The 13,067-nt window shown below is 63.8% G+C and carries 13 protein-coding genes; 6 read left to right on the top strand and 7 right to left on the bottom strand.

Annotation, left to right across the window (positions count from 1 at the left end; translation table 11 throughout):
• Nucleotides 1-105 precede the first annotated feature (105 nt).
• Nucleotides 106-1,077: an IS481 family transposase gene (locus Mschef_RS01350; protein WP_081126054.1), complete on the top strand. Its 972-nt coding sequence runs from the start codon at nt 106-108 to the stop codon at nt 1,075-1,077.
• Here the strand turns inward: Mschef_RS01350 and Mschef_RS01345 are convergent.
• The 7 genes from Mschef_RS01345 to Mschef_RS01315 all read right to left on the bottom strand — a co-directional run bounded on the left by Mschef_RS01345 (nt 1,023) and on the right by Mschef_RS01315 (nt 8,807).
• Nucleotides 1,023-1,355 carry a type I restriction-modification system subunit M N-terminal domain-containing protein gene (locus tag Mschef_RS01345; protein WP_081126053.1) on the bottom strand — a complete coding sequence of 111 codons (333 nt, stop codon included), beginning with the start codon at nt 1,353-1,355 and terminating at the stop codon, nt 1,023-1,025. The two genes, Mschef_RS01350 and Mschef_RS01345, sit on opposite strands and share 55 nt — an antisense overlap.
• Nucleotides 1,352-2,374 (bottom strand): virulence RhuM family protein, encoded by a 1,023-nt coding sequence (locus Mschef_RS01340; RefSeq protein ID WP_081126052.1) that lies wholly within the window; start codon nt 2,372-2,374, stop codon nt 1,352-1,354. Before Mschef_RS01340 ends, Mschef_RS01345 begins: the two co-directional genes overlap by 4 nt.
• 88 nt (nt 2,375-2,462) lie before the next feature.
• Nucleotides 2,463-3,842: a restriction endonuclease subunit S gene (locus Mschef_RS01335; RefSeq protein WP_081126051.1), complete on the bottom strand. Its 1,380-nt coding sequence runs from the start codon at nt 3,840-3,842 to the stop codon at nt 2,463-2,465.
• On the bottom strand, nt 3,835-4,116 hold the full coding sequence (locus Mschef_RS01330; RefSeq protein WP_197686704.1) for a type I restriction endonuclease subunit R, EcoR124 family: 282 nt from the start codon (nt 4,114-4,116) through the stop codon (nt 3,835-3,837). Before Mschef_RS01330 ends, Mschef_RS01335 begins: the two co-directional genes overlap by 8 nt.
• Nucleotides 4,113-5,564 carry a Fic family protein gene (locus tag Mschef_RS01325; protein ID WP_081126050.1) on the bottom strand — a complete coding sequence of 484 codons (1,452 nt, stop codon included), beginning with the start codon at nt 5,562-5,564 and terminating at the stop codon, nt 4,113-4,115. Before Mschef_RS01325 ends, Mschef_RS01330 begins: the two co-directional genes overlap by 4 nt.
• On the bottom strand, nt 5,557-8,613 hold the full coding sequence (locus Mschef_RS01320; RefSeq protein ID WP_081126758.1) for a type I restriction endonuclease subunit R: 3,057 nt from the start codon (nt 8,611-8,613) through the stop codon (nt 5,557-5,559). Before Mschef_RS01320 ends, Mschef_RS01325 begins: the two co-directional genes overlap by 8 nt.
• Nucleotides 8,614-8,615: 2 nt before the next feature.
• Nucleotides 8,616-8,807, bottom strand: coding sequence for a hypothetical protein (locus Mschef_RS01315; protein WP_176212387.1), 192 nt, complete (start codon nt 8,805-8,807; stop codon nt 8,616-8,618).
• Nucleotides 8,808-8,947: 140 nt separating this feature from the next.
• On the opposite strand from Mschef_RS01315, the gene cutA reads away from it, so the two are divergent.
• The 5 genes from cutA (at nt 8,948) to accB (ending at nt 13,047) form a co-directional block, all read left to right on the top strand.
• Entirely contained in the window at nt 8,948-9,274 is a 327-nt protein-coding gene (gene cutA / locus Mschef_RS01310; protein WP_081126757.1) for a divalent-cation tolerance protein CutA, read from the top strand.
• Nucleotides 9,275-9,296: 22 nt separating this feature from the next.
• Nucleotides 9,297-11,222, top strand: coding sequence for a protein-disulfide reductase DsbD (gene dsbD / locus Mschef_RS01305; protein WP_081126049.1), 1,926 nt, complete (start codon nt 9,297-9,299; stop codon nt 11,220-11,222).
• Nucleotides 11,223-11,226: 4 nt separating this feature from the next.
• On the top strand, nt 11,227-11,775 hold the full coding sequence (locus tag Mschef_RS01300) for a TlpA family protein disulfide reductase (protein WP_081126048.1): 549 nt from the start codon (nt 11,227-11,229) through the stop codon (nt 11,773-11,775).
• A gap of 86 nt (nt 11,776-11,861) precedes the next feature.
• Nucleotides 11,862-12,308, top strand: a complete 447-nt coding sequence (aroQ, locus tag Mschef_RS01295) for a type II 3-dehydroquinate dehydratase (RefSeq protein WP_081126756.1) — start codon at nt 11,862-11,864, stop codon at nt 12,306-12,308.
• 253 nt (nt 12,309-12,561) lie between these two features.
• The gene (gene accB / locus Mschef_RS01290; RefSeq protein ID WP_081126047.1) at nt 12,562-13,047 is read left to right on the top strand and encodes an acetyl-CoA carboxylase biotin carboxyl carrier protein; all 486 of its coding nucleotides are present in this window, start codon (nt 12,562-12,564) and stop codon (nt 13,045-13,047) included.
• The last annotated feature ends 20 nt before the right edge of the window (nt 13,048-13,067 follow it).

Raw genomic sequence — 13,067 nt, 5'->3', positions numbered from 1 at the left:
ACGTAATTGTCAGGCTCCGTGTGATTCTATCTTGCAGCGTGTCTGGCGTCTGAGCGCTGCGCGTGATGCGATGAGTCATCTTTACCACGTGCTTGGAGCCATCGCATGCCGCTGACGCTACATCCATTGGCCCGCACCACGCCGCGCATACGCGCCGAGCTGCGTGCTGCCGATCAGGCCCTGAGCGATGCCGAACTGGCGCGCCGCTACGGCCTGACGCCGCCCACGGTGCGCAAGTGGCGCCAGCGTGATGCGACGGCGGACCGCTCGCACCGCCCGCAGACCCTGCACTGCACGCTGACCTCGGCCCAGGAGGCGGTGGCGATGGAGATCCGTCGCACCCTGTGGTTGCCGCTGGACGACCTGCTGGTGGTGGTGCGTGAATTCCTCAACCCGGCGGTGTCGCGCTCCGGCCTGATGCGCTGCCTGACGCGCCACGGCTTGAACCGGCGCCCGGTGGAGGACAAGGACGCGCCGATCGTGCGCAAGACCTTCAAGGATTACGCGCCGGGCTTCGTGCACATGGACATCAAGTACCTGCCACAGATGGCCGACGAGAGCGCCCGGCGCTACCTGTTCGTCGCCATCGACCGCGCCACCCGCTGGGTTTTCCTGCGCATCTACGCCGACCAGAGCGAGGCCAGCAGCAGCGACTTCCTGCGCCGCCTGTACGCGACCGCACCGATGAAGATCGTCAAGCTGCTGACCGACAACGGCAGCCAGTTCACCGACCGCTTCACCGCCAAGAGCAAGAAACCCACGGGCGAGCACGCCTTCGATCGTGAGTGCGCCCTGCTCGGCATCGAGCACCGGCTCACCAAGCCGCGTCACCCGCAAACCAACGGCATGGTCGAGCGCTTCAATGGGCGCATCAGCGACATCCTGGCGACCACGCACTTCCGCTCGCGCGAGGATTTGCAGACCACGCTCGAACGCTACGCCAAGCTCTACAACGACCACCTCCCGCAACGCGCGCTGGGTCACCGCACGCCTCGACAAGCCATGGACCTGTGGCGCAAGAATCATCCCGAAATCTTCGTCAGGCAATTAAAGAACCAGACGGGTCTTGACACGTAATGCACCTTGCGCCGCATCTGCTTCTCGAAGTCCGGAATGTCGTCCACGTTGTTCTCATACCAGAGCGCCAGCGGCACCTTGCGGGGGTCGCCGCCCACATCGGGGTAATCCCGCCCCAGCTCCTTCTTCGCCGCCGTCTCGTAGTTGTCGGAGAGATAGCGCAAAAAGAGGAAGGACAACATGTAATCGCGAAAGTCGTCCGCATCCATCGCCCCGCGCAGTTGGTCGGCGATGCCCCAGAGGGTGTTGCCCAGTTGTTTTTGGTTTTGTTCGGTCATGTTTTTTGTTTCGCTGGTTTGGGTTTTGGCAGCCGCTTCATCGCCTGGTCAAAATCGCTTTCCAATTGATCGGCCTTGGCTATTTGATCCTTATTGAAGTTTTCATACTCCGATTCGGCGAAAGCCTTGGCCACCTCGTGAGAGATTTTTCCGGCGTGGTTGAGGATGTCGCGGTCGTTGATCGTCAAAAAACCGTGCAGCTTGGCAATCCAGTCGTTCATCGTCATGGGCACGCGGCGCATGGCCTGCCCTTCAGCAAACACCAGATATTGCTCCACCAGATTATTCAGTGCAGCGAGTTCATCGGCATTGAGGTAATTCTTGGCAATGCACACATCGGCCTTGCGCACCTTGCCACCACGCCAACTGGTCAGCCCCATATTGGGCTGATTTTTATCGGCACGGGTGTGAATGATCTCTGCCGCCGTTTGCCCCGTAATGGCCCAGTGCATCTTGTTTTGTACGGTCTGGAAAAACGAAATGCTTTCTGCCTGCGTCGGGTCATAGTCAACGCTGGTGGCGTAGATGTCGGTGATTTTTTGATAAAAGCGCCGCTCACTGGTGCGAATGTCCTGAATGCGCCGCGTGAGCTCTTCAAAATAGTCAAAAGGTTGATCCGGGTTTTTCAGGCGCTCGTCGTCGAGCACAAATCCTTTGACGATGTACTCGCGTAATTGTTGGGTTGCCCAGATACGAAAGCGTGTTGCCACCGCACTTTTAACGCGGTAACCCACCGACAGCGTCATGTCGAGGTTATAAAAAACCAAGTTGCGCGCGACCTCTCGCGTGCCCTCTGTGCGAACTTGTCGGAATTCCCGACAGGTTGCGTCCGCCTCCAACTCGCCTTCCTCGTAGATGTGCTGAATGTGTTCCACCACATTCGTGCGCGAAGTCTGAAACAACTCGGCCAACTGCTGCTGGGTCAGCCAGACGGTTTCATCCACAAAACGCACATCGAGCTTGGTACGTCCATCTTCGCTTTGGTAGATCACAAACTGCGATGCATTGCCGTCAGTCATGGTGTTGCACTCCCGGCTTTTCCATTCGCGATACCCTCAATTTGAACCGTCAAGGATTCCTTGACAACTGCCCATGCCCCCCGCCAGCTCATGCTTCAACCGCCTCCGGGGATGGGAAAAGCTGCTGCATCAGGCCTTTCTTGTGGGTCTTGAGGGCTTCGAGTTTTTGGGTTTCGGCGGTGATCAGGGCGTCGAGGCTGCTCAGGCACGAGGCGATGCGTTGTTGTTCGGGCAAACCCGGAAACATGAGTTCGATTTTTTGGATTCCGATTAGGCTCATTCCCGCTTTCGTTCCTGTGTCAGTTGATGCGCGGAAAAGACGCTGCGATTTTTCCGAGGCGAGGAAGTAGGCGACGTATTTCCCAAACAATTGCCCCGAGTCGAAGCGCACAAGTGCGATGTGTTGGTTGATGTAGGCCGGTGAAGGGACGCTTTCGTCCACGTAGCCGATGATTCCGATGTCCGCAGTGATGGAAATCAGCACGTCATGTTCCCTGAGTTGCGTCCGAACCCCCTCATTCGCTCCCGGTGGAAGCTGGACAAACTTCGAACCCGCAAGGTCTAAATAAATGGAGTCCCGCCAGAGATTCGTAATGCGGACAAACAACTCACCTTGCTCAGCGTAGAACGGGGCCCATCCTCGCGAGCCGCTGGTGACAAATGGCTTCAAGTCACCAATTGTCGTCTTATCCCACTCCCCGGCGTTTTGGAATTCGGGGAAGCGGAGGCGGGGTTGGGTTTCGATTGTGGCGGGAGCATCTTGCTCCCTTGGTTCAGACGCTTTGGCGCTGGAAGCTCCAGCTACTCTGGGGAAAAGCTGCTGCATCAGCCCTTTTTTATGGGTCTTGAGTGCGTCCACTTTCCGCGCTTGCGCGGCCATCAGCTCGTCCACCGAACTCAGGCACTCGGCGATTTTTTGTTGTTCGGCGGGGCTTGGCGTGGGGATTTCGACACCAAAGAAGTTTTCTTTGCTGATGTTCAGCAAGCCATTGCTACGAGCGCCGCTCGTGATGTGCTTCTTGAGCTGCTTGCCATGCATGTTCTGCTCGAAGCAGTTCTGAAAAAAGACATTCGAGTAGCCGCCTTTGAGGCGGAAACAGATGAAGACATTCGGGGCCGCGACCTGCCCCCAGCCTTGCAGCTGGTAGACACAACCTTGCGGGAACTTGAGCGAGTTGCCTTTGTTGTAAACGAAGTCGCCGTCGCTGACCAAGGTGTAGAGCTGATATTGGTTGCCTGAGATGTCCCGCCCGAATTTCTCGGCCTGCGGCACAAAGCCAATCCCAGCGGAGATGCTTACGGGCGTCAGTTTCCTTTCCCCTACACGCTCTGTTACTGGCGTGGATGCTTGTTGGAGTGTTACGGGCTTCCACGCCTCCGCCCCCCGAAACTCCGGAAACCGCAGCTTCGGCACCAGCGCTGGCTTTGCCTCTTCCTTGGTAGCGGTGGTTTTGTTCTTACTACTCATACGCGCTGAGTCCTGAGATGTCGCGCCCCCCGGCGCGTTTGGTGAGCAGGGGATGCAAGTCTTCCATCAGGGCGAGTTCGGCCTGGGTGCGGGCGCGCCACGAGAGGTCGAGCGGGGCCATGAGGTCGCCGAGCTGCTCGCCATCGAAGATCATGCGGTCGAGGATGCCGTCCACGAAGGTTTGCAGGGCGGCGGTGGCCTTCGATAGCTCATGGAGCACGTCCTGGTCAGTGGCGGCGCCCGGCGTTGATGCGTACTTGTGGGGGATGGTCATTTCAACAAGGCCTTTCCTTGTGCGGTCAGGCGGTATTTTTGTGTGGGGCTGCGTGGTGAATCTGGCTGGGTCAGTTCCACAAAACGCTGTTGGAGGGCCGGGTTCAGATAGCCTTCCAAAAAGCTAGGGCGGTGTTTGAGGTTGAGCGACTGCATCAGCTCCTTCGTTCCTTTGGCCTCTTGCCCCAGAGCCAAGCACAGTCGGCGAACTTGTTCGGCTACTTGTTCGGCTACTTGCTCGGTTACTTGTTCGGTGGCTTGTTCGCCCGCTCCCGCCCACTGCGCCTTGGGTCGCTGCACCCGGGCGGTGAACTGGTTGCCGCTGACTTCGTCGATCAGTTCGATCTGCGGCCACTCATCGAGCGCGCGGGGTATGCCGCTGCCCAAGCCCCGGTAGGGCAGCAGCCTGAAGGCGTGCTCGCTCAGGGTGGGGTTGCGGCGGTTGCTTTTGCCGTGGCGGATGTCATCAATGCTCAGGCTGTCGGGCAGGTGGCCGGGGCTGATGATGTCGATGCGGTCGGTGAAGACGAGGATGCGAATGGATGCGCTGGTGAAGTAGTCGCGGTGTACCAAGGCGTTAACCAGCAGTTCTTGCAGGGCGATTTCGGGCACTTCCAGAATGCCCGGCGAGTTGAAGCCCTGATCGCCCTGCACCCGGTGCAGGTTGCGTTTGATGAAGGCGAGCGCCTCGGCGTATTGGGTGGGCAGGGTGCCACTGATGTCTTGGCTGTCCAGGTAACGGGTGTCGGTGATGCGGGTGCCCGGAAAGGCCACGGCCTTGATGGTGTAGGCGGGTCGCCAGCGCAGGGGGTTGCGGCCAAACAGCAGCAGGCCTGTGAGGTTCAGCTCCAGCCCGTCGCCCAGACCCAGGTTTTGCAACGACGTGTCCAGCGGCAGCCCGGCGGGGGCGGTGTCGGCGCTGTAGTGCTGGGCGAGGTAGCGGCGAAAGGCGGGCTCGTCCAAGTCGGCGCTGGTGGTGCCCGGCACGGGCACCAAATCGGCATAGACCAGGCCGCCGCGCTGGAACATGCGTTGCAGCTCTTCGCGGGCGGTCACATGGCGTTTGTCGGCGCCCTGTTTGACCCAGATGCGGCCTTGCTGATCCAGATAGGGCTTGGCCAAGCCATTGGGCACAGTGACCACCATCACCAGCCCGGCGTGGGTTTGCACGTTTTCGGTGTGGGGATGAACGGGCGGGCGCAGATGCTGGCTACTGGCGTTGCTGAGCATCTGGTTGAGCTGGCGAACATCCGCCGCGCTCAGGCCAGTGATGATGCCGTCATCGGCCACACCGATCAGCAGCGTGCCGCCGCCACTGTTGGCAAAGGCAGCCAGCTCGGCGGCCAGGGCGTCAGGGTTGTGGAAGTTGCGCTTGAACTGCTGACGGGTGTGCTCGCCCAAGTCTATGCGCGCCAGCAATGTGGCTTCAGTCAGCGGCCGTTCACTCATACGCACTCAACCCCGAAATATCACGCCCCCCGGCGCGTTGGGTGAGCAGCGGGTGCAAGTCCGCCATGAGGGCGAGTTCAGCCTGGGTGCGGGCTTTCCAGCCGAGGTTGAGCGGGGCCATGAGGTCGCTCAAGCGTTCACCATCGAAGATCATGCGCTCAAGAATGCCGTCCACGAAGGCTTGCAGGGCGGCGGTGGCGAGGCCGTGCGTTGCGGCGATGGCGGCGAGTTCCTTGGCGTTCTTGTCCGCCTTGAAGCGGGTGTAGCCGTCGCGGATGGCGGTTTCACTCAGCCCCTCGCCCGCCTTCAGCGTGCCGATGTATTCGGCGATGTCGTCGCGCTCGTTGATGAACTTGGCGTCACTGCTGATGAGGCCGATGAGTTGCTCGCGGGTCATCTTCGATTTGCCCGGTTCTTTGGCCGAGAAGCTGGTCATCAGCTTCATGATGTAGTCGTAGTCGATGACGGCGGAGGCGAAGAGGACGAACTCGAAATCGAGTTGGCCGGCCGGGTTGTCGGCGCCGGGTTGATCGCTGGGTTTGTCTGGCTTTGCCCGGAGCTTTTTGGCGGTTTCCAGATACTGACCCTTGAAGCCGCGCAGGTTTTCCTCGGGCAGCACCTGCTCGATGGCGGCTTTGTTGTCCCCGGTGAGGTCGGTGTATTGGTCGAGCTGGGTTTTGAGGCGCTGGACTTCCTTGAAACGCTCGATGAACACCGTCTTGGCCGCATCGCCTTTCAGGTTGGCGACGGCGGAAGGCGTGCAATCGAGGTCTTGAGACTTCATGAAGGCATCCAGCTTGTGCATGGCGGCTTCCAGTTTCTGGATGACCACGGGCGCTTTTTCGACCAGCCAGATTTCGCGCGCCTGCTCGCCGGTTTTCTCGCCGGAAAACAGGGCGATGGCGGCATCCACCGAATCTTGTTGCTGGCGGAAGTCGAGGATGTTGCCGTAGGGCTTGCTGCCGTTGAGCACGCGGTTGGTGCGCGAAAACGCCTGGATCAAGCCGTGGTGCCGGAGGTTCTTGTCCACGTAGAGCGTGTTCAGAAACTTGGAGTCGAAGCCGGTGAGCAGCATGTCCACCACGAGGGTGATGTCGATCTTCTGCGCCGGGGGGTAGTCGGCATTGGGCCACTGCTGGTCCTTGATGCGCTTCTGCACGTCCTGGTAGTAGAGGTCGAACTCAGCGATGCGGTGATTGGTGCCGTAGCGGGCGTTGTAGTCGGCGAGGATGTTTTTCAGCGCGGCTTTCTTGCCCTCGGGATCTTCTTCGTTGTCGGCCTGCTCTTGCGGCAGGTCTTCCTGGATCTGCTTCACGTCGGCGTCGCCCTCGGCGGGCGGCGAAAACACGCAGGCGATGTTCAGCGGCTTGAAGTCGGGATCGGCGGCCTGTTTCTCGGCCTGCATCGCCTTGAACAGCGCGTAATACTCGATGGCGTCGTTGATGGACGCGGTGGCGAAGAGGGCGTTGAAGCGGCGTCCCGCGGTGGCGGCGTCGTGCTTGGCGAGGATGGCGTCGATGACGGCGCGCTTGGCGATGGGTTCGCCGGGTTTGGGCGGATTTTTTCCCTCGGGCTTGAAGTAATCGACATGGAAGCGCAGCACATTGCCGTCTTCGATGGCGTGGGTGATGGTGTAGGCGTGCAGTTGTTTCTGGAACAGGTCTTGCGTGGTGCGCATCGACGCGGTGGTGTCCTCGATCTTCTGCTGCGAGGCGTTGGCGTCGAAGATGGGCGTGCCGGTGAAACCGAAGAGCTGCGCGCGGGGGAAGAACGCCTTGATGGCCTTGTGGTTCTCGCCAAACTGCGAGCGGTGGCATTCGTCGAAGATGAAGACGATGCGCTGGTCGCTCAGCGGGGCCAGCATCTCCATGTAGGTGGGCTGGTCGTTCCGCGTCCGCTGTTTGTTGCGCTTGCTGTTTTCATCCAGCGCGAGGCCGAGCTTCTGGATGGTGGTGACGATGACCTTGTCGGCGTAGTCCTCGGACAGCAGGCGGCGCACGAGGGCGCCGGTGTGCGTGTTTTCCTCGACGCAGCCTTCCTGGAAGCGGTTGAATTCATCGCGCGTCTGGCGGTCGAGGTCCTTGCGGTCGACGACGAACACGCATTTGTGGATGCGGTCGTTCTCCTTCAGCAGCGTGGACGCCTTGAACGAGGTGAGGGTTTTGCCGCTGCCGGTGGTGTGCCAGATGTAGCCGTTGCCGCTGTCCTCATTGATGCACTGGATCATGTGCTGCACGGCATAGACCTGGTAGGGCCGCATGATCATGAGCTTCTGCTCGCCGGCCAGCAGCACCATGTAGCGGCTGAGGGTCTGGCCGAGGTCGCACTTTTTCAAAAAGCGCTCGGCGAAGGCGTCGAGCTGGGTGATCTTGCGGTTGTCCTCGCCCGCGAACTCATAGACGGGCAGGAAGCGCTCGTCGGCGTTGAACGCGAAGTGGCGGGCGTTGTTGTTGGCGAAGTAATACGTGCGGTCGCGGTTGCTGACGATGAACAACTGCATGAAGCAGAGCAGCGTCCTGGTGTAGCCGTTGCCGGGGTCGTGCTTGTATTCGACGATCTGCTCCATGGCCCGGCGCGGATTCACGCCCAGGGTTTTCAGCTCGATCTGCACGCAGGGGATGCCGTTGATGAGCAGGATGACGTCGTAACGGTGGTGGCTGTAGTCGGTATTGATGCGCAGCTGGTGGATGACCTCGAAGGCGTTCTTGCACCAGTCCTTGAGGTTGACCAGGCTGTAGTTCAGCGGCGTGCCGTCGTCGCGGGTGTAGGCATTGATGCTGCGCAGGGTCCTGGCGGCGGTGAAAACATCCGGGCTGACGATTTCTTCCAGCAGACGGGCGAACTCGGCATCGGTGAGATGAACGCGGTTGAGCGCCTCGAATTTCTCGCGGAAGTTCTGCTCCAGCGCGGCGCGGTCGCGGATGTCGTCGCGATACGCGTACTTGAGGTTTTGCAGGGTGCCGATGAAGCCGTATTCGATGGTGTCCTCGCGGACGACAGAATGCGGGCGAGCAGCGGGCCGACTGTCGGTGTCTTTTGAATGGGGCATGGCTAGCAACGCAGAGACGGCAATGGATGCGTGCTGCGCGGCAAAACCCGACCCGGGCCGGCCCGCAGCGGAAACTCGCGGATGGCGACGCCGCGCGCGGCGTGGATGTGGACGGCGCCGACGTCCTGCACCACCCAGCCCGCGGCGGCGAGGAGGGTGTCGATGGCGGTGCGGGCCTGCTGTTCGGGCGTCATCGCGATGCCCCCTGGCGAAGCGTGCAGTCTACGTGGCCCGGGGCGCTGTTTCACGTTTGCGCACGCTGCGATCGGCGCGCGGCGCTGCAACCGATGCGCGGTGGTGCGATCATCGCCGCTCCGTCCACGCCCGGAAGTCCATGCAGGCCCTGCTGGTGTTGTGTACCTGTCCCGATGACGCCCATGCCGCGCGCATCGCCGAGACGCTGGTGGCCGAACGTCTGGCCGCCTGCGTCACGCGCCTGCCCGGCGCGCGCTCGGTGTACCGCTGGCAGGGCGCGATCGAGCATGCCGACGAGGTGCAGTTGCTGATCAAGACCACGCGCGCCGGCTTCGAAACCCTGCGTGCGCGCTTGTGCGCCTTGCATCCCGACGAGCTGCCCGAGATCCTTGCCGTTGCCGTCGAGGCCGGGCATGCGCCCTACCTGGACTGGCTGGCGGCGCAGGTGACGCCATCTTCCGACTGATTTCCCGATCGAGCCCCCGCCGATGAACCGATTGCTGCTGCTGTTGCTGTCCGCCTGCCTGATGCTGGGTCTGGGCCTGCCCGCGCCCGCCCGCGCCGCCGGCGGCCTGCTCGCCTTCAACCAGGCCTATCGCCTGTCCGCGCAGGCCGCGCCCGGCAGCGCCAGGCTGGACTGGACCATCGCGCCGGGTTACTACCTGTACCGCGACCGCACGCATTTCAAGGCGCTGGATGCCGGCGTCACGCTGGGCAAGGCCAGCTTCCCGCCGGGCGTGGTGGAGAACGATCCGTACCTCGGTCGCCTGGTGGTGTTCTACAAGCACATGGACGCGACGCTGCCGTTCAGCGCACCGGCCGGACTCAAGGTGCTGCGCCTGTCGGTGACGTATCAGGGCTGCCACGCCGTGCCGCCGCAGATCTGTTTTCCGCCGCACACCGATGAGCTGGACCTGCCGATCGGCGGTGGCATGGTGCAGGTCGGCGCGGCGACCAATGCGCTGCAGCCGCCGGCCGCGGCGGGCGCGCAGGCGGCGTTTGCCGCGCCGGCGCCCGGCGCCGCCGCGACGCAGGCTTTCGCCGCCGCCGCCGCGCCTGCTGAGGCCACGACTGCCGCCGCGGCGCCCGTGCCTGGCGTCAATGCGCAGGCCGGGGAAGCCGGACGCCTGGCTGGCCTGCTGGGCAAGGATCGCGCGTGGGCGCTGCTGCTGTTTTTCCTCGGCGGACTGGGCGTGGCGTTCACGCCCTGCGTGTTGCCGATGCTGCCGATCCTGTCCGGGCTGATCGCCGGTGGCGGCACGCGCGCGCGCGCCGGCCGCGCCTTCGCGCTGTCGCTGGTGTATGTGCTGGGCGCGGCGCTGGTGTATGCCGCGGTCGGCGTGATCGCGGGTCTGGCCGGCACCAACCTGCAGGCGGCGCTGCAGAACGGCTGGGTGATCGGCGCCATGGCGCTGCTGTTCGTGTTGCTGGCGCTGAGCATGTTCGGCTTGTACGAACTGCAGTTGCCGGCGCGGCTGCAGACGCGTCTGGCCGGGGCCAGCAATCAGCAGAAAGCCGGTTCACTGGTCGGTGCCGCGGTGATGGGCATGCTCTCGGCGCTGATCGTCACCTCGTGCGTGACGCCGGTGCTGGCGGCCGGGGTGATCTACATCGGCCAGCAGGGCAGCGCGGCGTTTGGCGCGCTGGCGCTGTTCGTGTTCGGCCTGGGCATGGGCCTGCCGCTGCTGGCCTTCGGCACCGCGGCCGGGGCCCTGATGCCGCGCGCGGGCGCCTGGATGAACACGGTCAAGGCGGTGTTCGGCGTGCTGTTTCTGGGGCTGGCCATCTGGATGCTCGATCGCGTGCTGGCGCCGGGCTGGATTCTCGCGCTCAGCGGCGTACTGCTGCTGGGCTGCGCGGTGTATCTGGGCGTGTTGCAGCGCCTGCCGGCCGAAGCCGGCGGCTGGCACAAGCTGCACATGAGCCTGGCGCTGATCCTGCTGCTGCTGGGCGCGGCCGAGCTGGCCGGGGCACTGGCCGGCAGCCGCGCGCTGCTGTCGCCGCTGGCGGTGTTCGCCGGCGCGGGTGTCGCGCCACAGACTTCCGGCGCCCTGCATTGGCGGCGCGTGACCACGCCGGCGCAACTGGATGCCGCGCTGGCGCAGGCGCGCGCCGCGCATCAGGGCGCGCTCATCGACTATTACGCCGACTGGTGCGTGGCCTGCAAGGAAATGGAGCACGGCACCCTGGTCGACCCCGCGGTCGAGCGCGCGCTGGCGCCGCTGGCGCTGATCCGCGTCGATGTCACCTCGGATGACGCCGCCAGCCGCGCCCTGCTCAAGCGCTACGATTTGCTGGGTCCGCCGGCGACGCTGTTCATCGCGCCCGATGGCCGCGAGCAGACCGCCGAGCGTCTGGTCGGTGCCGAGGGCAGCGCGGGGTTTTTGCGGCGTCTGGCGCGCGCCGGGCTGTAACGCGATGCGCAAACTGCCGGTCGTGATCCTGCTGCTGGCCCTGGCGGCGGCCGTGGGCGGTTGGGCGCTGCAGCGCGCGCTGCAGCCGCCACCGCCGTCGATGTTGGCGCCAGCGCCGCAAGCACCGGCTTTCACGGCCGGCGCCCCGCGCCCCGATCCGCTGCTGACGGATCTCGCCGGCAAGCCCGTGCGGCTGGATCAGTGGCGTGGGCGCTGGTTGCTGCTGAACTTCTGGGCGCCGTGGTGCCCGCCGTGCCGCGAGGAATTGCCGGTGCTGCGCGCGCTGCAGCAGCGCGCCGGGCCGCGCGGCCTGCAGGTGATCGGCATCGCCGAGGACGCGCCGGACGCGGTGCGCGCGTTCCTGAAAACCACGCCGCTGGATTACCCGGTGCTGCTGCCGCGCGCCGATCATCCCGGTCTGGCCTTTGGCAACACACGCCAGGGCCTGCCCTACAGCGTGCTGATCGCCCCGGACGGGCGTATGCTCAAGCGCCACTACGGCGCGTTTACCGCGCCCGAACTGCAGGCCTGGCTGCCGCCCGCCGTGCAATAGCAACGAACGTCGCCGAATGGCGCCGAACTGGACAAGTTTTTCGTATCGGTCCAGACTTCCGCACCCCAATGACCCGGACCACTGGCGTGGCGCAACTGCTGGCCTTGCACGGCCCCAACCTCGATCTGCTCGGCAGCCGCGAACCCGGCTACTACGGGCACACCACGCTGGCGGCCATCGACGCCGTGCTGCGCGGCGAAGCCGAGCGCGCCGGGCATGCGCTGAGCACCTTCCAGTCCAGCGCCGAGCACGCCCTGATCGAGCGCATCCACGCCGCGCGGCACGAGGGCGTGGCCGGCATCGTGTTCAATCCGGCCGGCTACACGCATACCAGCGTGGCGCTGCGCGACGCGCTGCTGGCCGTGGCCATTCCCTTCGTCGAGGTGCACCTGTCCAACCCGCAGGCGCGCGAACCGTTCCGGCGGCACTCGTATTTCAGCGACATCGCCGTCGGCACGGTGGCCGGTTTCGGCGCGGAAAGCTATCGCCTGGGCCTGCTCGGTTTGCTCGCCCATCTGGCGCGCGCGGCTTGAGCCGGATGGCTCCGCGCGCCGGTCATTCCCATTCCACCGCACGAGGCCCCACATGGACCTGCGCAAAATCAAGAAACTGATCGACCTGCTCGAAGCGTCCAACCTGGCCGAACTGGAGATCAGGGGCGAGCCGGAAGATTTCGCGTGATGCGTTGAAGCGCATCACGCGCCGGCGCGCGCCCGGCCAGGGCAGGCCGGGCCGGCGTCACGCACCAGGGATGGTCATTCATTCACACTTTCACCGGGACCGTTCATGGACCTGCGCAAAATCAAGAAACTGATCGACCTGCTCGAAGCGTCCAACCTGGCCGAACTGGAGATCAGGGAGGGCGAGGAAGTCGTGCGTCTGTCGCGCGTGCCCAAGACTGGCGTCGCCGCGCCAGCCAGCGCGCCTGCGACGCAGGTCAACTTGCCCGCGCTGCGCGCCGAGGATGCCGCGGCTGCGTCGCCGGCGCCGCTGGCGCACGCGACCGCCGCAACACATGCCGGCTCCACCCTGCCGGCCGGGCACGTGGTGCGCTCGCCCATGGTCGGCACGTTCTACGTGGCCTCCAGCCCCGAGGCGCCGCCCTTCGTCAAGGTCGGGCAGAGCGTCAAGCAGGGCGAAACCCTGGGCGTGATCGAAGCGATGAAGATGTTCAACCAGATCGAGTCCGACAAGGCCGGCACCGTGGTCGCCATCCTGGTCGAGAACGGCCAGCCGGTGGAGTTCGACGAACCCATGTTCGTGATCGGCTGATGACCCCGCACGGGCCTCGA

Source organism: Metallibacterium scheffleri, from assembly GCF_002077135.1.
Taxonomy (GTDB): Bacteria; Pseudomonadota; Gammaproteobacteria; order Xanthomonadales; family Rhodanobacteraceae; genus Metallibacterium; species Metallibacterium scheffleri.
The sequence above is the reverse complement of the archived record's forward strand: the minus strand, read 5'-3'. Positions and strand labels throughout refer to the sequence as shown.

Excerpts from the sequence above, each read along its gene's own strand:
- Mschef_RS01320 (WP_081126758.1), bottom strand. The coding sequence starts at position 8,613 with ATGCCCCATTCAAAAGACACCGACAGTCGGCCCGCTGCTCGCCCGCAT.
- Mschef_RS01325 (WP_081126050.1), bottom strand. The coding sequence starts at position 5,564 with ATGAGTGAACGGCCGCTGACTGAAGCCACATTGCTGGCGCGCATAGAC.
- Mschef_RS01315 (WP_176212387.1), bottom strand. The coding sequence starts at position 8,807 with ATGACGCCCGAACAGCAGGCCCGCACCGCCATCGACACCCTCCTCGCC.
- accB (WP_081126047.1), top strand. The coding sequence starts at position 12,562 with ATGGACCTGCGCAAAATCAAGAAACTGATCGACCTGCTCGAAGCGTCC.
- Mschef_RS01345 (WP_081126053.1), bottom strand. The coding sequence starts at position 1,355 with ATGACCGAACAAAACCAAAAACAACTGGGCAACACCCTCTGGGGCATC.
- Mschef_RS01300 (WP_081126048.1), top strand. The coding sequence starts at position 11,227 with ATGCGCAAACTGCCGGTCGTGATCCTGCTGCTGGCCCTGGCGGCGGCC.
- Mschef_RS01350 (WP_081126054.1), top strand. The coding sequence starts at position 106 with ATGCCGCTGACGCTACATCCATTGGCCCGCACCACGCCGCGCATACGC.
- cutA (WP_081126757.1), top strand. The coding sequence starts at position 8,948 with ATGCAGGCCCTGCTGGTGTTGTGTACCTGTCCCGATGACGCCCATGCC.
- dsbD (WP_081126049.1), top strand. The coding sequence starts at position 9,297 with ATGAACCGATTGCTGCTGCTGTTGCTGTCCGCCTGCCTGATGCTGGGT.
- Mschef_RS01330 (WP_197686704.1), bottom strand. The coding sequence starts at position 4,116 with ATGACCATCCCCCACAAGTACGCATCAACGCCGGGCGCCGCCACTGAC.
- Mschef_RS01335 (WP_081126051.1), bottom strand. The coding sequence starts at position 3,842 with ATGAGTAGTAAGAACAAAACCACCGCTACCAAGGAAGAGGCAAAGCCA.
- Mschef_RS01340 (WP_081126052.1), bottom strand. The coding sequence starts at position 2,374 with ATGACTGACGGCAATGCATCGCAGTTTGTGATCTACCAAAGCGAAGAT.